The 19,621-nt window shown below is 42.9% G+C and carries 15 protein-coding genes; 7 read left to right on the forward strand and 8 right to left on the reverse strand.

Translation table 11 applies throughout. The features are described 5' to 3' along the window. Nucleotides 1-104 precede the first annotated feature (104 nt). Nucleotides 105-1,253 carry an iron-containing alcohol dehydrogenase gene (locus tag L3V31_RS17495; RefSeq protein ID WP_237317848.1) on the reverse strand — a complete coding sequence of 383 codons (1,149 nt, stop codon included), beginning with the start codon at nt 1,251-1,253 and terminating at the stop codon, nt 105-107. 205 nt (nt 1,254-1,458) lie between these two features. Here L3V31_RS17495 and L3V31_RS17500 point away from each other — a divergent pair, with 205 nt between their 5' ends. Together L3V31_RS17500 and L3V31_RS17505 are read left to right on the forward strand one after the other, a co-directional pair. Next, nucleotides 1,459-2,340: an AraC family transcriptional regulator gene (locus L3V31_RS17500; protein ID WP_237317850.1), complete on the forward strand. Its 882-nt coding sequence runs from the start codon at nt 1,459-1,461 to the stop codon at nt 2,338-2,340. A gap of 274 nt (nt 2,341-2,614) precedes the next feature. After that, entirely contained in the window at nt 2,615-5,782 is a 3,168-nt protein-coding gene (locus L3V31_RS17505) for a glycosyl hydrolase family 18 protein (protein WP_237317852.1), read from the forward strand. 81 nt (nt 5,783-5,863) lie between these two features. Here the strand turns inward: L3V31_RS17505 and glgC are convergent, their stop codons facing one another. The 4 genes from glgC to L3V31_RS17525 form a co-directional block, all read right to left on the reverse strand. Next, a complete protein-coding gene (gene glgC, locus L3V31_RS17510; RefSeq protein WP_237317854.1) occupies nt 5,864-7,078 on the reverse strand; it encodes a glucose-1-phosphate adenylyltransferase in 1,215 nt (404 codons plus the stop codon). 358 nt (nt 7,079-7,436) lie between these two features. Continuing rightward, a complete protein-coding gene (locus L3V31_RS17515; protein WP_237317855.1) occupies nt 7,437-9,185 on the reverse strand; it encodes a formate--tetrahydrofolate ligase in 1,749 nt (582 codons plus the stop codon). A gap of 220 nt (nt 9,186-9,405) precedes the next feature. Further along, nucleotides 9,406-10,710: an inosine/guanosine kinase gene (locus tag L3V31_RS17520; RefSeq protein ID WP_237317858.1), complete on the reverse strand. Its 1,305-nt coding sequence runs from the start codon at nt 10,708-10,710 to the stop codon at nt 9,406-9,408. Nucleotides 10,711-10,841: 131 nt separating this feature from the next. After that, nucleotides 10,842-11,315, reverse strand: a complete 474-nt coding sequence (locus L3V31_RS17525) for a CreA family protein (protein ID WP_237317860.1) — start codon at nt 11,313-11,315, stop codon at nt 10,842-10,844. Nucleotides 11,316-11,576: 261 nt separating this feature from the next. On the opposite strand from L3V31_RS17525, the gene L3V31_RS17530 reads away from it, so the two are divergent. Together L3V31_RS17530 and L3V31_RS17535 are read left to right on the forward strand one after the other, a co-directional pair. Next, on the forward strand, nt 11,577-12,086 hold the full coding sequence (locus L3V31_RS17530) for a flavodoxin (RefSeq protein WP_237317862.1): 510 nt from the start codon (nt 11,577-11,579) through the stop codon (nt 12,084-12,086). A gap of 358 nt (nt 12,087-12,444) precedes the next feature. Next, nucleotides 12,445-13,113 (forward strand): HAD-IA family hydrolase, encoded by a 669-nt coding sequence (locus tag L3V31_RS17535; protein ID WP_237317864.1) that lies wholly within the window; start codon nt 12,445-12,447, stop codon nt 13,111-13,113. Nucleotides 13,114-13,562: 449 nt separating this feature from the next. Here the strand turns inward: L3V31_RS17535 and L3V31_RS17540 are convergent, their stop codons facing one another. Continuing rightward, complete coding sequence (locus L3V31_RS17540) at nt 13,563-14,993, reverse strand: methyl-accepting chemotaxis protein (protein WP_237317866.1); 1,431 nt, start codon at nt 14,991-14,993, stop codon at nt 13,563-13,565. A gap of 550 nt (nt 14,994-15,543) precedes the next feature. On the opposite strand from L3V31_RS17540, the gene L3V31_RS17545 reads away from it, so the two are divergent. Together L3V31_RS17545 and L3V31_RS17550 are read left to right on the forward strand one after the other, a co-directional pair. Beyond that, complete coding sequence (locus L3V31_RS17545; protein ID WP_237317868.1) at nt 15,544-16,140, forward strand: ACP phosphodiesterase; 597 nt, start codon at nt 15,544-15,546, stop codon at nt 16,138-16,140. Between the two features lie 67 nt (nt 16,141-16,207). Next, nucleotides 16,208-17,458 carry a DEAD/DEAH box helicase gene (locus L3V31_RS17550; RefSeq protein WP_237317870.1) on the forward strand — a complete coding sequence of 417 codons (1,251 nt, stop codon included), beginning with the start codon at nt 16,208-16,210 and terminating at the stop codon, nt 17,456-17,458. Nucleotides 17,459-17,513: 55 nt separating this feature from the next. On the opposite strand, the gene L3V31_RS17555 is transcribed toward L3V31_RS17550, so the two are convergent. Together L3V31_RS17555 and L3V31_RS17560 are read right to left on the reverse strand one after the other, a co-directional pair. Continuing rightward, nucleotides 17,514-18,302 (reverse strand): EAL domain-containing protein, encoded by a 789-nt coding sequence (locus tag L3V31_RS17555; protein ID WP_237317872.1) that lies wholly within the window; start codon nt 18,300-18,302, stop codon nt 17,514-17,516. 181 nt (nt 18,303-18,483) lie between these two features. Beyond that, on the reverse strand, nt 18,484-19,116 hold the full coding sequence (locus L3V31_RS17560; RefSeq protein WP_237317873.1) for a hypothetical protein: 633 nt from the start codon (nt 19,114-19,116) through the stop codon (nt 18,484-18,486). A 206-nt stretch (nt 19,117-19,322) separates the two neighbouring features. Here L3V31_RS17560 and L3V31_RS17565 point away from each other — a divergent pair, with 206 nt between their 5' ends. Then, a complete protein-coding gene (locus L3V31_RS17565; RefSeq protein ID WP_237317875.1) occupies nt 19,323-19,565 on the forward strand; it encodes a DUF2164 domain-containing protein in 243 nt (80 codons plus the stop codon). Nucleotides 19,566-19,621 lie beyond the last annotated feature (56 nt).

Below are 19,621 nucleotides of genomic sequence, written 5' to 3' on the forward strand. Positions count from 1 at the left end.
TCAAATATCAAAACTCATATTTATTAAAGCGTAGCATAAAAAACGGTATTGTGATTTTTATGCACAATACCGTAACGTTATCTCATTTGGTCTAAGAGCCTGTCTTACGCGATGGCCAGATCAAGAATTTCGCGGCTACAAGCAAGGTCGATCGCTTTGTTTTCACCAAGGACGGTCATTCCGTGCTTTTCTAATTGCTCGATGACGGTATCAATTGCCTGTTGGCGGTCATCACCGTAATTTTCAAGTTTGGTTGCGACGCCTAATTGGTGATAAAAATCCTCAATCAACTTAACAGTGCGTTCTGCAAGATCATCACTCGCTTCTAAAGCAAATACATTTCGGCCCATTTGTTCCAACTTCGCTCGCTTGAACTTCATTTGGTTGCGGAGCAGAGATGGTTGAATGATCGCAAGTGATCGTGCGTGATCAACGCCCCAAATTGCAGTCAATTCGTGACCAATCATGTGTGTTGCCCAATCGTGAGGTACACCACTACCAATAAGACCGTTCAATGCCTGATTCGCTGACCACATAAGGTTTGCACGCCATTTGTCATCATCGCGTTCGGCAAATTGTTCACCAAGTGTTTTGAGCGTTTTTAGCAAGGTTTCTGCGTATCCATCTTGTACCATTGCACCTGTTGGTAACGTTAAGTACTGCTCACAAACGTGTACCCAAGCATCCACGATACCGTTGATCAACTGGCGTTCTGGTAGCGTTTTCATAACATCTGGGTCAAGAACGGCAAATTTTGGTTGTACCGCAGGTGACATGAACGGAAGTTTATCTTGAGTTTCTGCTTTGGTGATCACGGCGCCCATGTTGGATTCAGAACCCGTTGCGGGCAGTGTTAAAATCGCTGCTAATGGCACCGCTTCTTCCACTTGATGCTGACCAATAAGGATATCCCAACCATCACCATCATATTTCGACGCTGCTGCAACGTACTTCGAACCGTCAATGACAGAACCACCGCCCACAGCAAGAATGAAGTCGACGTTTTGTGCTTTCACCATTTCTACGGCTTTGTCTAACGTCTCTTTGGTCGGATTTGGTTCTACGCCAGAGAATTCTATCCACTCGTGACCTTGTAACGCATCCGCTACTTGATCATAAACACCATTCTTCTTGATAGAGCCACCACCGTAAATGACCAGTACTTTTTGGTCTGCAGGAATGGCTTCTTTAATAGAAGCGATCTGGTTCTGACCAAAGTAAACTTTGGTTGGGTTGACATAAGAAAAGTTCATTACAGGCCTCTTGTTTCTTTGTTGAGGAGATTGAATACATGCATATTAGTACTACGTAGCTGGATGTAGTAGGCTCATTTATGGAAATAACTTGCCTATTTCTACAAATTTTAATGTTGCCTGATAGAATGTATCTCTTAAGTGGGTGTATATTGCTCAAAATTACCGACGAATGTGAAAAATATGGTTACTTGTGGAGGGCTTAATGATTTCACTAGCAGAAATTATGAAGCAGTATGTTGATCTGCATGAATTACAAGAGCTGGAAGGAATCAAACAAACGGCGATTGAAGGGGTATGGTTTTATCGTAGTAGTAAAGGAAACGACCGACAGCCGTTTGTTTATCAATCTGGAATCATTATTTTAGGGCAAGGACATAAAAATATCCATATTGGCTCGACTCCTGTTCAATACGGACCTGAAGACTATCTTGTCGTTGGTGTACCGATGCCGTTGGAGTGCGAAGCGTTTGCATCCAGCGATGAGCCTTTACTAGGGATCTCAATTGACATCACACCTGCATTATTAAACAAACTCATCAAAAAACTTGAAGAGCAGAATTACAGTAATACTTGCTCAGATACCTCTCTATGTGGGCTCAAATCAGTCAAAATGAACTCGAGTATGTTGGATGCGTGTAAAAGATTGATGAGTGCGCTTTGCAATGACCTTGACGTCGCGATTTTAGGGGAGCTTCTACTAGAAGAAATCGTTTATCGCACCTTAGTCAGTAAGGAAGGGTATGTATTATTTGAGCTCGCTCATCAGGAGGGCTCTTACGCAAGAGTGGCAAAAGCGTTAACCCGTGTTCATCAGGCATACCATGAACAACTGAGCGTGCAGACACTTGCGGACGAAGCCAATATGAGTATTTCTGCATTTCATCAGGCCTTTCGTAGTGTGACGCTTGAATCCCCTCTGCAATACATCAAAAAAGTACGGCTTAATAAAGCTCGCGACTTGATCCAATTAGAAGGCCGCCGAGTGAATGATGCTGCGCGATTAGTTGGTTACAGTAGCCCGTCACAGTTCAGTCGCGAGTACAAGCGACACTTTAATGAAACGCCAAGATCAACAAAGGCTTAGTGATCTTGAGTCAAAAGTTGCGACTTTTTTCGCCTATTTTATTAATTTGCGACGGACCTATTTATTTGAAGCATAAAGTTAGTAGTTGCTGCCAAAAGGTTGCCGAATATTTGCAATATTGTAATGAATTATTAGAAGTACCACTGAAAATAGATCACTATACGGTGTGATTTTTCAAAACTGTACTTAAGTTATTTTACATCGAAATAAAAGTGTAAATGCGTGCTTAAAAAGCGTTTATTTTATTTTTAACAATAACTTAAGGAAAAGTAAAATGCACCTTAAAAACGGGAAAGCAGTAAAAAGTGTCTTCACACTAAGTACACTGACTGCGTCTTGTCTTATGGCCTTCAACAGTTATGCTGCCGTTGATTGCGCCCCTTTAGAGGTTTGGGAATCATCAAAAGTTTACACAGGTGGTGACCAGGTTAAGTACGAAAGTAACGGCTACAAAGCGCGTCACTGGACACAAAACAACAACCCTGCGCAATCAGACCAGTGGGGAGAATGGGAAAATTTGGGAGCTTGCGCAAGTACTGACCCGGTTGAACCTCCACAAAATATCCTCCCAACCGTTACCTTAACGTCACCTTCTGCATCAGACTCTGTGAGCGCCGGTGAGGTTGTGATTCTATCTGCCGATGCAGCAGACTCAGACGGTACAGTCAGTAAAGTGGAATTCCTTGTCGATGGTGTCGTCGTTGCTCAGGCTACTTCAGCACCTTTCTCTGCGTCTTGGAGTGCAATAGAAGGTCAGCATCAATTTTCAACATTGGCGTATGATGATGTTGGTGGAGTCAGCACAGCAAGTAGCGTTACACTCACTGTTGAGTCTTCTCAATCGAGTAACGAAGCACCAACGGTTGATATCTCGCTTTCAACATCTGCAATTGAACTGGGCGGTGGTGTAACGTTGACCGTCAATGCAGACGATGCCGACGGTACAGTGGTTAAAGTCGACTTTTACATTGCAGGTACGTTAGCAGGAACCGCTACAAGCACGCCATACACTTTAGATGTTACTCCTTCACAGGCGGGCTCGTTGGCTGTATACGCAAAAGCGACGGATGACGCTGGTGCAACGACAGATTCTGCGTTAGTGACTCTGACGGTGAATGATGGCGCACTAGCATCTAGCTGCCGTCCTGATGGTCTATATCAGACTACAGGTGTCGACGTCCCTTATTGTACGATTTACGACGAAGAAGGTCGTGAGAAGATGGGGGCTGATCACCCTCGACGTGTGATTGGTTACTTCACAAGTTGGCGTAGTGGTGACGATCCACAGGCCACTTATCTAGTAAAAGACATTCCATGGGAACAGTTAACACATATTAACTACGCATTTGTGAGTATTGGCTCTGACGGCAAAGTTAATGTTGGCGATGTAAATGATCCAAATAATCCAGCAACCGGAAAGACGTGGCCTGGTGTAGAAGTCGATCCTACTTTAGGTTTCCAAGGTCATTTTGGTGCACTAGCAACTTATAAGCAAAAACATGATGTTAAGACGCTCATTTCAATTGGTGGTTGGGCTGAAACTGGCGGTCATTTTGCTACAAATGGCGAACGTGTTGCAGACGGTGGCTTCTACACCATGACAACCAATGCCGACGGCTCTATTAATCATGCTGGAATTGAGAAGTTTGCAGCGTCTGCTGTTGAGATGATGCGTCAGTACAAGTTCGATGGTTTGGATATTGACTACGAATACCCAACATCGATGGCAGGCGCGGGCAACCCTTATGACAAGGACTTTATGGAACCTCGACGTGCTTACTTATGGGCATCCTACCAAGAACTAATGAAAGTGTTGCGTGAAAAGCTTGACGCAGCTTCGGCTCAAGATGGGATTCACTACATGTTGACTATTGCGGCTCCGTCATCCGGTTATCTACTACGCGGCATGGAAACGTTCGACGTTACTAAGTATCTGGATTATGTAAACATTATGTCTTACGACTTGCACGGCGCTTGGAACGATCACGTTGGCCACAACGCAGCACTGTTTGATACAGGGAAAGATTCGGAACTTGCTCAGTGGAATGTGTATGGCACGGCCGCTTATGGCGGAATCGGTTACCTGAATACAGATTGGGCTTACCATTACTTCCGTGGCTCTATGCCTGCAGGTCGTATCAACATTGGTGTTCCGTACTACACTCGTGGCTGGCAAGGCGTCACTGGAGGTGAAAATGGCTTATGGGGTCAAGCTGCGCTACCTAATCAATCTGAATGTGCAGCAGGTACGGGTGAAGGCGAAAGCAACAACTGTGGTCATGGCGCATTGGGCATCGATAATATGTGGCATGATCTAGACCCAGCAGGTAACGAAATGGGTGCCGGCTCTAACCCGATGTGGCATGCTAAAAATCTAGAAAAAGGTATTTGGGGTTCTTACGCTGATGCCTACGGTCTTGATCCTTTGAATGATCCTTCTGATCAGCTCATTGGTACGTATACGCGCCATTATGATGATGTAGCGGTAGCCCCTTGGCTGTGGAACGCAGATAAGAGTGTGTTCCTGTCTACGGAAGATAAAGCGTCCATCGAAGTCAAAGCAGACTACGTTATCGACAAAGAGATCGGTGGCATTATGTTCTGGGAACTGGCAGGTGACTACAACTGTTATGTACTTGATGAAAACGGTAACCGAACTTCTGTCGATGCAACCGAACAAGCGTGTGCCGCGGGGAATGGTGAATACCACATGGGTAACACCATGACTAAAGCCATTTACGACAAGTTTAAGTCCGCGTCACCTTACGGTAATACAGTCGCAACGGGTGCTATTCCGACAGAAGCGGTCGATATCACGGTGAGTGTGGGCGGCTTTAAAGTCGGTGACCAAAACTACCCAATTAACCCTAAAATTACCTTTACCAACAACACTGGCCACGCCATTCCTGGAGGTACAGAGTTCCAGTTCGATATTCCTGTATCCGCGCCCGATAACGCCAAAGATCAGTCTGGTGGTGGTTTAAAAGTTATCGCGTCTGGTCATACTCGTGCAAACAACATTGGCGGTTTGGATGGCGTAATGCACCGCGTCTCTTTCTCACTACCTACGTGGAAAGAACTTCCGGCTGGCGGAACCTATGAGTTGGACATGGTTTATTACCTACCGATTTCTGGGCCAGCGAACTATTCCGTTATTTCTGGTGGTAAAGAGTTTGCATTTAAATTTGAGCAGCCAGATTTGCCAATCGGTGATTTAACCTCAGGCGCTGGTGGAGACGGTGGTACTACGGAACCTGGCTCATGTGACACCACCGATTTGGTAACATACCCAGATTTTCCTCAAACGGATTGGGAAGGCAACCCAAGCCATGCGAATCAAGGTGATAAGGTGATTTACGACGGCGTGATATACCAAGCAAACTGGTGGACTGCTTCTATGCCCGGTAGTGATGATAGCTGGGCTACAGTATGTAAAATCTAAGTTTTATTCACTGTGATTGTTATTACAAAAGCGCACGATTCACACCGTGCGCTTTTTGTTTAACCAGGCAATGTAGAAGAATTAAAACGTATAACTTTCAGGAACAACGACAATCCCTTTCTCTGAAATTCGGAACCTTTTGGCGTCTTCTACTTTATTGAGTCCAATTTGAGTATTTGGTGGGATGCGAACATGCTTATCGATGATACAGTTGACTAGCTGGCAACCTTCACCAACTTCAACATCATCAAAAAGAATGCTGTCAACTACGGTTGCACTGTCTTTTATACGAACGTTGGAGGAAATGATTGAGTGCTGCACTGAGCCACCAGAGTTGACCACGCCATTGGCAATGATAGAGTTGATGAAAATGCCTTCATTGCCTGTTGCTGATGATACGGTTCGTGCTGGTGGAAATTGTGGCTCATAAGTACGAATTGCCCAGTTTGACTGGTATAAATTCATTGGTGGAACTGGTTCAAGTAAATCCATATTGGCTTCAAAGAAAGAGTCAATCGTACCAACATCTCGCCAGTAGCAGTCCTTATCAACACGTCCTTTACTACCGCAAAACTTGTAAGCATACACAGATTCTGAATCAATCAATTTCGGTATGATGTCTTTACCAAAGTCATGACTAGAGTTTTCATTATTTGCATCTTCGCGTAGCGCGTCTTTAAGTACATCCATATCAAAAATGTAGATCCCCATAGAAGCAAGACTCTTCGAAGGATCTTCAGGCAGAGTTGGCGGATTTGATGGTTTTTCTATAAAGGACTTCACCAGTCCGTTTTCTGCTGTTCCTATCACACCAAATGCTTTTGCTTCTTCAGCTGGGACATCCATACAAGCGACGGTAAGTTTTGCGCCTTTCTCTTTGTGTTCCTCCAGCATTGCCGCATAGTCCATTCGGTAAATGTGGTCGCCAGATAATACGACAACGTATTTTGCATCATTTCGGGACAACAACCACAAGTTGTGATAGATGGCGTCTGCGGTACCTTCATACCATGCACCACCTTTGCGCATTTGAGGCGGAACGGCGGTGATGTATTCACCAAGCTCAGGATTAAAGATCGACCAACCATCACGAAGGTGCTTCTGTAGCGAATGAGACTTGTATTGTGTTAGGACTAAGATTTTTCTTAAACCTGAATTAAGACAGTTAGTTAGAGTGAAGTCGATGATGCGATACTTGCCACCAAATGGCACAGCAGGTTTGGCGCGGTCATCAGTAAGTGGGCTAAGTCTGGAGCCCACACCTCCAGCTAGAATTACGGCGAGTGCGTCTTGCATAGTGTTCCCTTTCCCTTGTATTACATGACCCAAAATAGTGCTTAACCGGGGAGAGGTGGTACAAAGCAAACGACATTTTGAATGGCATGCATTAGTGTGTTTATGTTCTATTGCAACTTTAGTACAAGAATCGGGCCATAGATTAAGTTTTTAAAAATCAATGAGATCAACTTAAATACAGATAATTAATGCACTATTTTAGGGAAAGGAAAAAAGAGTATGCACTATATTCATGCATATAGAAGACTGATTAAAAGGAGGTAAAATTTACAATGTAAAGTATTACTAAAACAATAAGATAGAGAGCGATATACGCTCCCTAAATGAAGTTTAACTTAAATGATAGGGCGATGAGTCGTTATGATAAACCAATGATGTTTCCTTCATCATCTAAATCCAAGTTCATAAATGCAGGTTTATCCGGAAGTCCAGGCATAGTCATCACGCTGCCAGATAACGCATAAATGAATCCCGCACCAGCACATAAACGTAATTCACGTATTGGAACTGTAAATCCACGCGGCGCTCCTTTGACGCTAGAGTCGGTGGTGATAGAAAGTGGCGTTTTAGCAATACACACTGAGAGGTCATTAAAACCTAATTCTTCGAATCGATTAAGCTGCTCAATACTCAATTCACTCAGTTCCACAGTTGACGCGCCATACCCCGCCTCACAAACTGACATTAATTTCTCTTCCAGCTTTTGTTCTTTTGTATAAAGCGGACGGAAATCAGTTTGAGTATTACATGCTTCTACCACAAACTGAGCAAGCTCAACGGTACCTTCGCCACCTTTTGAAAAAGCAGTACTTATGGCCACATTCACACTTGGGTCATACTCACGAACCCACTGACGTAGTATTGAGAGTTCCTGTTGGCAGTCTTGTGGAAACTGGTTAATTGCGACAACAGCAGGAAGGCCATACTTCTTAACGTTATTTATATGCCACTTCAGGTTTTCAAATCCGGCTTCTAGTGCTGGTTTATCTGGGTTAAATATCGTTTCAGGAATAGCAACTCCCGGACGAAGGTCATAATGCCCTGAATTCGCTTTTAGGCCACGTAAGGTGGCAACAATAACAACACAATCTGGAGCGTGGTTTGAGGCTGCTGCTTTTATATTACACGCTTTCTCAAACCCCATATCCGATCCAAAACCGGCTTCAGTTACAGTGTAACTAGAAAGTTTTAGTGCAATCTCATCAGCGATGATAGAAGAGTTGCCGTGAGCAATATTCGCAAAGGGGCCCGCGTGAATAAGAGTAGGGACTCCTTCTAAAGTCTGCATCAGTGTTGGCGCAATAGCTTCTTTTAATGTTACTGCCATAGCCCCTGCAACCTGAAGATCTTCGGTTGTAACTGGCTGGCCATCTAAATCATAAGCAACAACGATTCGTCCTATCCGTTTTCGCAGGTCTGCTAAATCCTTGGCTAGTGCTATGATTGCCATTAGCTCAGAGGCAGCAGAAATGTCGAAACCTTCGCTTCTTTCGGTGCCATTAATGGTTTTTCCTGGCTCGTTTAAACCAATTTTTACCATGCGTAGAGCACGATCATTATGATCCATCACGCGCTTCCACGTGATACTGTCGACATCAATTTTCAACGCCTTTAAACCGGTACGAGCTTCAAATGCTTCATAGCCTTCACGTTGTTCATGATACAGACGTGCATCTAACGCTGCTGAGGCGAGGTTATGCGCGGCTGTAACCGCGTGAATATCGCCCGTTAAATGAAGGTTTAACTCTTCCATCGGTGCGACTTGTGAGTATCCACCGCCAGCGGCCCCTCCTTTGATTCCGAATACAGGTCCCATAGAAGGTTGTCTGATACAGGCCATCACGGATTGATTTAACTTTGCTAACCCTTGTGCAAGACCAATCGTTGTGACCGTTTTACCTTCGCCTAGTGGCGTTGGTGTTATGGCCGTGACCAATACTAATTTACCGTCTTTGTTTTCTTTCAGGCGGTTTAAACACCTTGGATGAACCTTGGCTTTGTGTTTGCCGTGCGTGTCATATTCATAAGGCTGCAAGCCTGCATTAGCGGCAATAGTATCGATTGAGGATAAAGGGGTGTTTCGGCAAATTTCAATGTCAGATTGCATGGATGCTCCCAAAGTGACTAAACCGTAGTGCATAAAGCGATGGTATTGCTGTTACGCAATCGTTTGCGCGAGAATAATACTGGCAAAAAACTAACTGTAAAGAATTTAATGCGAATCTTTGTGCTGCATATTAGCAAAAACAACCAAACACTGCTCTAGATCAAAACAAAAAGGCCACCAAATGGCGGCCTAAGTATATTTTACTCTGAAAAATAGATTGTTAGCGATCCCAGTATGCTTCTTCTAAACTGTCTTCGCGCTCAGGAAGTGCACGAGATAGGCGAGGAGAGTGTTGCGTTAATACTTCATAACTCACTCGGTTTGCGTATTTACAAATCTGGGAGAGAGAAGAGTAAGTTAAGCAGCGTACTTCATGCTTTTCTGAGCCTGGCACTTCTTTTTGGTGGAATGAGTTTGCTGCCATATCATGTAGAAGAGCGGAAAGTGCTGCGTCACCAGCACCATTTGTATTCTTAATTTCCAGAGGTCCACCTAAGTATGGACCAATGTGAGAATATACTTTCATCGCATTTTGACAGTCAGATTTGCGCATTGCTCTGCTGAACTCATATTGGTTGAACTCACCAATGTTGCTTTCCAAAATGTCATGCGTGGTCTCACGCTTCACTTTCTCGTCTGTGTAACCCGCCATGTACAAGCCGTTTGGGCCAGCGGTGCACAGTACTAGATCAACCCAGTCAAGTGCTTTGTCTGCCGCTGCAAGTGGATCGGTTAATCCTGTTAGAGCCGCGCCTTCCTCTTCATTCATAGCAACCACAGATACATTTTCACGAATGTATTCCTGCCACCATTCGGCATTGCCTTCGATCACGTATTTCGTACCTAATGTAAGGACTACTGGAACATCATGCTTTTTAGCAAAATCGATCGCTTTCTGTACCGCTTGTGGCATCGGATCTTCTTTTTTGCCACGCATTAGATAAGAAGACACGACCAACGCTGATGCTTTGCTGAATACTTCTTCCGGGATGCTTTCTGGTAGAAGTTGGTTCATGTGACCTTCGTTAATCGCAAAGGTACGCTCGCCATCTTGGGAAATAAGGGTATAGCAACGACCAATAGGGCCAGCTACGGTTTGTAGGTGGTTAAGGTTCATACGAGAAGACGTTTTACAAAGGTATCGGTATGCAAATGAACCTACTTGAATGTTCTTAGACATGACACCTAAAAGCACCGATTTACTGTCTGCAAGTACTGAGTAGTTATGCAGAGTATTGCCGATGGTATCTCCAGGATATTGGTGAGTAATCAGGCCTTTTTCAACCAGCTCTTCGTACAGTGCATCGGCTTTGCTCTCTTCAAGAACGAGAGAGTGTCCTTTACTTAAGCTGTACTTCTCTAAAAACGCATCGTCTACACGCGCTTCAATATCGACGATGGTTTGGCCTACACCGACAATCGTTGGACGATATAACTTGGGTGTTTGTCGAATTTGGTTAACGATTGGATCTCGAGCGTGAGTTGGAAAGTAGTGTTTAGATTTACGCTGGCCAGGAAACTTCATGCTTGTTCTTGAGTGAGAAAAAAAAGAGGCGGGATTGTATCACATAAAAATGAAATTAATCTGGTTTTGTTGCAAGAAAACTTGCCCACCAACACATTATGGTGGGCTTTCGAAGGATAAACGATGAGGTATTAATTGGCTTTAGCTTCTGTAGGCTCGACGTAAGCTTTTGTTCCCCAGAGTGGCACAGTTGATAGACTGTGTTTGAAACTCCCAGACGTCTCCTTCGTAGAGTATGAAAGGTACATCAGTGTTTGATTTTCTGGATCATAAATGCGTCGAATCTTCATCGACTTAAAAAAGATACTCTTTGACTTCTTAAAGACGACATCGCCAGATTTACTCTTATCAATCCTAGCCAGCATTTCAGGTGTGATTTCACCCGTTTGACGACAAGAAATAGAGCTATCACTTGGGTCTGCAAGACTGAAATCCGCTTCAATACTGGCAACGTGGCAAGTCACACCCGGTACTTCGGGATCGACAAGCGTATTGAGTTTGATGTCTTTCATGGTAAACATGCCTAGTGATACATCACCGACTTCATCACTACCACAACCAGCAAGCAGGGTAATTAAGCTTAAAGCAAGTATGCGTTTTTTCATTATTTGAGCCTTCATGAGGAAAGTTTGTGGATTTAATCTATCAGACGTTAGCAAGTAAAACAAAATTTGGCGTTACCTCAGGACTTTAGCTAGGTTTGTTATAGGCTTCATGCTAAGGTACGGCCTCAAAACGAAGCTACGCGATACCTCTTTCAAATGTAGAGCGACTCCACACTGGTTCGTTGTGTCGATGCAAGACGCAATTTGCTTTCGTTTTTGACTTGCTACTACTTTGTAGCCTGTGATTGTTAAGGTATGTAAATGAATGAAATACAGTTAGCCAGCATTGAGCGCAAGAACGCGTGGCTGCATGATCTGGTCGAAGTCGAATTTCCCACCCCTGAGAGCTTGAAAGGGCGCGATATCTACTTTCAAATGCTAGAACAGCAACAATACCAAGTCGTAGATAAAAACGCGTTGCTAGCCGGAGAGGTGGATTGTAAAACCAAAGAACTATTTTTGGTAGATTTCCATCGTCTGACCATCATGTTTTCAATCCTTCAATCGCAGCGCTGGGATAAGCAATATGATCAAGAGATGATAGTTGAATACCTGACCCAAATCATTTTGACGCCTGATTTTGAACTGTATGTCGGTTTTAAAGACGGAAACCCGGTTGGTGCGGCGATTGTTAGTCAATTTGAAGGTAACACGCTCATCTCTGACGTCGCTGTTTCTGACCTAATAGCGAAAAGCCAATTCGAATCTGATCTTGCTAAAAGATTAGATACCGAAGAAAAGCTAAGTGAGACGATAATTATCGAGTGTTAACGCCTTCAATATCACTCCTATAAAGCAGCAATCGCCACCTCTCTGATAGGCCAATGGCACTCTACAACCAAGTGTATCAGGACTCAAACTATGCGCGATGCTGCGTCTGCGACTTCTTCCCCTTTCTTCTTGATGCTTAGATTGATTGCTGCCCTTATACGAGCATCTTATTGAAAAATTCACATTTTTAATGGTAATTATCTGTAAATCGGTGATCTTGATTTAAAAACAGATAATTGTTCGAACTCAATTTTGCGAAATGCAGTGTTCATCGTTTAATCAATCCTAAACTCAAATACTATTAAGCTACAAAACAAAATAAGCTCAGCAATATTTTTAACGTGTTTGGGGAAAGGTGATGGCAATTAATAATGTTAAATGCGTGATTTTTGATTGTGATGGTACACTGGTCGATAGTGAGCGTTTATGTTGTCAGGCTTTAGTTCATGTATTCAACCAGCACGGTGCTGAACTCACGATGGATGAGTGTGTGTCTCACTTCAAAGGTGGCAAACTCGCCGATATTTTAAGAGATACCAAAACGTTAATGAACATTAATGTACCGATTGATGTACTCGAGCCCGAATATCGTCAAGAACTACAAAAGCTTTTCGTACGCCACTTACAGCCGATGGATGGTGCCAAACGGCTGCTCAACTTTTTTGATTCTCATAACATTGAATATTGTGTCGCATCAAATGGTCCGAAAGACAAAATCGAATATGCTCTGGAGCTAACAGGGCTACTCGGTTCTTTTAAGGGGAAGGTGTTTTCCGCGTTCGATGCAAATAGCTGGAAGCCCGAGCCTGACTTGCTTATGTACTCTGCAATGAATATGGGTTTTTTACCCAGTGATTGTCTGTATATAGATGACACGCCCAAAGGGGTAGAAGCTGGAATAAATGCCGGGATTAAAACGGTGCATCTATTTAATGGTGAAGACATCAACCGTGTCGACGACGAACGCGTCATAAAAATTCAGCATTTTGATGAGTTAAAAGAGCAGTTGTTAGGCTGCTCTATATAAGACATACATCGCTCTCAAACCAGTTAGTGGCACATACGGCTTAAGCTATGGATGTGTTTAACTTTAGATTGTAGGTAGGGTGTTTGATGTAAACATTGGACTGAAGAAAAGCTTTTAGTATGAAAACCGCAAGCCGCGCAGGTGAACTTTTCGCCGTCCGCAGAAATTAAATATTCATCGCACTGGCATAGGGGACAGTTAAGGTTTTCGTTATTTTTCGTATCTTTGTAATTATTCATATTGTTTTTCCAGCAGCAAATGGAATTTACAAGTTCAAGCATAGCGGAACATAATCTTGATGAACATTCTTTCATCAGGTACGAATTGAACTTTCGATTCACTTCAAATATTTCAATTAAGTCTACTGTTTGTAAAGATTGGGTTAACGGAATTGAAATAAAATTAAACTAGAAAAACTCACTGGGCTCTTTTCAGGAGCCCAGTAAACGTTACTTGGTACGATAACGAAGGAGTACCTCTCCTAAATCAACAGACGCTTTAGTTAAATTCGCAACCCCAACAGTTGATTGCTGCGCCACTTCTCTGATCGTGCTGGATTGTGAGCGAATATCTGTGAGTTCCGAAGCAATGTCGTTGGCGACAGCACTTTGCTCTTCTGCTGACGTAGAGATTTGGATACTCATATCCATTAATGAACGAGCTGAGTCAGCAATTGAAGAAATATCATGACCAATTTCGTCAATTAACTGGCTACTGGTTTGTGCCTGTTTAACTGTGCTTTCGGTGATAGATGCAATGTTTTGGCTTTCCGTTTGCAGTTTTTCAATCATCGCCTGAATTTCTACCGTAGCTTGCTGCGTACGGCTTGCTAATGTGCGAACTTCATCCGCGACGACTGCAAAACCACGGCCTTGTTCACCTGCTCGAGCGGCTTCGATCGCGGCGTTAAGCGCGAGTAGATTAGTTTGTTCAGAAATCGCATTAATGGTTGTTATAACGTCATTAATTTGCGTTGTGTTCTCATTTAAATGAGTAACAGAGTTCGCCGCTTGTTCAATGAAGGAAGATAAGGTTTCTATCTCGCCAATGACATTTTGTACGCGGCCACGACTTATCTCAATTTTATGCGTGTCCTGATCGGATTGTGTGGTCGCTTGTTGTGAAATACTCGAAACTTCTTTTGCAGAGGCCGTCATTTCCTCCATCGCTGTCGCGACAGAATCGAGAGTTTGATATTGGTGAGATATCTGAGTTTCGCTCAATTGCATGTCTTTTTCGAAAGCGGAAGAGGTTTCACTTAACGTGTAGGCGTTATTTTTAACGCTATTGACTAGTTCCGTCAGGGTGTCCATCGATTTGTCGAGCGCACAGCCAATGGTACCGAATTCGTCTCGTCCCGGATGAAAGCCTAGGCGAGACGTCAGGTCACCTTCACCAATCTTTTGAGTCGTGGTGTAAAGCACCCAAAGTGCACCTCCAATGAAAGTGGCAACCCAGTAACAAAACAAAGCAAATGGTAGAACCCAAATAAAGCTAAGCAGCAGCGAGGTTAGAGCATTAGACTTAACTTGCTGATATTCTGTACTCAGATCATCTGTTAACTTAATCACTTCTCCGTTGTCAGTGCGCGAGTAAACAGTGACGGTTCCGTCTTTAAATAGACTCTGCTGCTGGCTATTTACTTTTGTAATGCCATCGACTTGATAGATATTGCTTGGTTTGGCGTCGATGATCCCAGAAAGTTTCGCCTGTACAGAAACGATAGTTTGATGTTCAAACTGGTTGATTTCGTTGTAGTAACGACTTCCTGCAACCGAAGTTAGAGCCAGCAGAAATAGTAGGAAGATAACCCAGACTTTGTCATTTATAGACATCTTAATAAAGAGTCGATCTATAGTTCTAAACTCAACTTCTCTCATTTAACACTCCGTTTGAGATATAAGGTATTTCATCTTGTTATCGTCAGTGTTGAGAAAAACATGAGATCTAAATCATTAAAATATGTAATGTTCATAACGGAATATTAATTAAATGTGACGAAAGTCAAATGTTGTGGTGTGAGCTAGCGATTGGCTTTGGATATTCCTCCGTTAAAAACAGAGGATGATCTGAGTGCTTATCGACATGTAAACGATTACTTTTGATGTTGCTCCTAGGTAATGAAATCTTTACTTTTCACTGTCATGAATGTGTCATATAAAGAATATAAAAAGGATTCACTGATATACATTATCAGTAGGAAGAGGCAAGTATGCTTCAAAATAAAACAAAGGAGGTCAGAATGAGCGACCAATATCAAAACGATGAGAGCCTAGAACTATTAGATGCACTGGAAATTGGCATCATCTTGTCGGATTACCTTGGTTCAGAAAACGAATCAGAGTAGAGTGCCACTTAATTATCAACGCATTGCTTAAGACGTTATACTAAGTTCATGTTACATCAAGCCTAACGGCAACATGGCGTTTAATGAACTTTCTTGCCCATCTACACATCGCAGATCACTGCAACAGTCATTTGTTGGGGAACTTGCTTGGAGACTTCGTGAAAGGGGATCCAAGCAAACAGTATCAAACTGATATTTCTAATGGCATCAGACTCCATCGGTTTGTTGACCGCATTACAGATCATCATCCTATTGTTGAAGCGTGCAAGCCTCACTTTACTGGTGTTTCGCGACGTTTCGCTCCCATTGCTCTCGATATGTTTTGGGACCACTGTTTAGCAAAACGGTGGTCTACATTTCATCACAACTCGCTGGATCAATTTGTAAACGATGCCTTTCAACGGGTCGAAAGAGACGTTTGTGATGAACTGCCAGAGCGATTTCTTGTGCTGCATAGTAGAATGTGGAGTGGCGGATGGCTTCAGTCTTATCAGGATTTAGAAAATATCGAATTTGCTCTGCATCGGATGTCACAAAGAAGTCCAAGAATGTCAGATCTTACGACCACATTCGCAGTGTTAGATGAGGAATATGCGACCTTAGAAGCAAAATTCCCAGCTCTCTACAGCGATGTGCTTCGACAAGCAATTGAGTTCCACAAGCAATTAATCAATGCATAGAGTGTAAAGGTAGTATGGTCAGGAGTGCTCTGGTAAACTCTGCGCTCCAAAAATTATGAGGTTTATCATGTCCGTTAATTTTGCTGACCTTGGCATTGAACAAAAACTGGTGGAAACGCTAAGCACGTTAAACATCTTGACTCCGACACCGGTGCAAGAAAAGTCGATTCCCCATGTTCTGAAAGGAAAAAACTTGCTCGCGGCAGCACAAACGGGTACTGGTAAAACCGCAGCGTTTGGACTGCCTATTATTCAAAGCGTACAGCAAGAAAAACGGAACGGAACGCCAAAAGCTCTAATTTTGGTACCTACGCGTGAACTAGCTCAACAAGTCTTCGAAAGCTTGTCTCAGTATGCGTCGCAAACGGAATTACGCATTGCCTGTGTATACGGTGGTACCAGTATTGGTGTTCAGAAGAAAAAGCTGGAGGATGGTGCTGACATTCTGATTGCTACCCCAGGGCGCCTATTGGATCATTTGTTTAACGGCAACGTAAACATCTCAAAAACGAACACGCTTGTACTCGATGAAGCCGATCGCATGTTAGATATGGGCTTTTGGCCTGATTTGCAACGAATCCTGCGCCGTTTGCCAGATGAAAAACAGATCATGCTATTTTCCGCAACTTTTGAAAAGCGCATTAAAACCATTGCTTATAAGCTGATGGACTCTCCGATTGAAATTGAAGTTACCCCGCCAAATACGACCGCTGAAACGGTTAAACAGATAGTTTATCCCGTCGACAAGAAGCGTAAACGTGAATTACTCGCATACTTAATTGGTTCAAAAAACTGGCAACAAGTACTTGTGTTTACCAAAACAAAACAGGGTAGTGACGAACTGGCGAAAGAGTTAAAGCTTGATGGCATAAAAGCGGTGTCGATTAATGGTGATAAATCTCAAGGCGCTCGTCAACGAGCATTAGATGAGTTTAAACAGGGTAAAGTTCGTGCCTTGATTGCGACTGATGTTGCAGCCCGAGGGCTTGATATTCAGGAACTTGAGCAAGTAATTAACTTTGATATGCCGTTTAAAGCAGAAGATTATGTACACCGTATCGGTCGTACAGGACGAGCAGGTAACTCTGGACTTGCCGTATCCTTAATGAGCCGAGACGAAGAGTATCTGCTGCATGCGATTGAAAACTTATTGGATCAGCGTTTGCCACAAGAATGGTTAGCGGGTTTTGAGCCAAGTCTAATCGAAGAGGTCGAGCCTGAACGTCACGGTGGTGGTCGTAAAAGCCGCTCGGCTGAAAAACGTAAACTTAAAGCCAAGTTAGCCATCCATAAAAATCGTGGTAGAAACCGTCGCTAACGTAGGTTTGTTTATTAACTCTAGTAATCTATTCATGCCTTTGACCTAAAATAAATTAGGCTGTTTTTGCTTGATCATAAACGGCTAATGATTCTGGGAGAGCAAGGAAGTAGCCTTGGTACATATCGAATCCGAGTTTCTTCATTAAGTTAAGTTGACGCTCGGTTTCTATTCCTTCGATAACGGTTTTCGCGCGTAATTTTTTTGCCAGTAAAAGCGCACTCGTCAGTGCAGATAGGTCCCCCTTTTCGTATTTAACCAGCAACGAACGATCTATCTTAATTATGTATGGTTGCACAGACTCAACTCGCTTTATTGTCGATGCATTAACCCCATAATCGTCTATTGCAAGCTTAAAGCCGCACTTGCTGAGTTCTTGCGTTGATTGATAAAAATAAGATTCATCGTTCGCATCCAACTCAATAAACTCCAATACAACTTGCTCTGCTTTTAAATGAGACTGACTGATGGCTTGCTTGAGCAACTGACAGTAAGAAACATTCTTTAACATCATTTCGGCTGCTTTAGGAAGCACATTGAGGAACAGCTTCTTATGATTGTAGCGAGATTGGCCAAAGTTCTTTATATGTATCAATCGACTTAAACGTTCGACATTAAATTGGTCAGACACCGGAATGGTATCTGATTGGAAGAAATAGTCCGGCCGAATCATAGAACCGTCAAGATCGGTGATTCTTACTAGTGCTTCCAGACCAACAACAGAATGATCCTTTTTATAAATGGGTTGAAATACACTTCTCAGTGTTAAATTTTCATACTTTGCGATGTACTGTCCATCTGCCTGTCTAGAAATGCAGCGAGTAAGCTGCGAGATACTCATCATTATTACAACCTAAATTAATGCTTATCATTGATGCGCGTACATCTAACTTCATTGATTATTAAGAATCTAAGCTCGCGCAGCCTAATGAGGCAAGCTCGTTAGTCTGTGTTAATAAGATTTATCGAGCTGTATCAAACAAATGTTGTAGATAGATTGATAAGGTACGCATTTCAATTTGCAGCTACCACTGCAATACAGCGTACAACTGCAGATATTTTCGAACCAGTTGCTGTTTGTTTGAACGGCGCAATGGGTGGCCAAACTTTATATAGCATGGGTTGATGTCAAACCGGGAATTGAGGGATTGCGTGAGCTGTGACTCACTGGTGTATAAAGTAATACCTTGTTCAGTATATTCATTTATTGGGTCTGGCAACGCTCCCATCCACCAATGTAGCAGCTCTCTGCTGGTTTTACTTCTACTAATCCAATGGTCACAAACAAGGAAAAGTAAATCGTTAGGTTGTAAGGCGTAGCCATATTCACTTTGCCATTCGGTTATCGAGGATAGCATTTTTTCTCGACAAGGCTTACCAGCACTGACCATGTGATAGCTCAAAACCCAAACTGTGCCGATCTCTGAAGTAATGCGGTAATGGTGGGGAAGATCGGGAGCATTAAGCACTTCAAGTGATTTAATGACACTACTGTGACCAAAGTGACGCAGTGTATGGTCCATTCGTCTCGAAAATGCAAGGCCTAAATGATGTTCACTCATTCCTTGATTATGAACCGTAGGGTAATGCTTTTCGCAGATCTTGAGGCAGTCTTCCTGAAAATCATTAACACTTTGTATTACTAAGTCGAGTAGCAAAGAATATCCCTTAACGGTTATCACAACGATGAGAAAAAGTTAGCATAGTCTTTTTAGCATAGACTAAGTTGGGTCCGCAACTTCTTGATCTAAACATCAAAATTAGGAATTCTATTCATCAATATCTTAGATAATACGAACGATTGTTGGATAGAACGAATTGTCGAGATTTCGATAATTGGACGATGACACTCAAAGGGCAGTAAATGATTAAATTAGACAGAGCGCAGAAAGAAACCCTAGCAACAGCGATTCAAGATTATATGGAAGATGAATTAAGTATCGACATTGGCCAGTTTGATTGCGAATTTCTTATTGACTTTATTACTGAAAAGCTTGGGGCAGTGTACTACAACAAAGGCGTTGAAGATGCTAAAGCCTTGTTTGAACGCCGCATGCTAGAGGTTTCCGACGAACTGTACGAGATAGAACAGGAAGTAAAACTATAAAATTCACGAATTCTTACATTTAACTTATTCAAGAAATTCGAACGGGTTGGTAGATG

The organism is Vibrio sp. J1-1 (assembly GCF_021728395.1).
GTDB lineage: Bacteria > Pseudomonadota > Gammaproteobacteria > Enterobacterales > Vibrionaceae > Vibrio.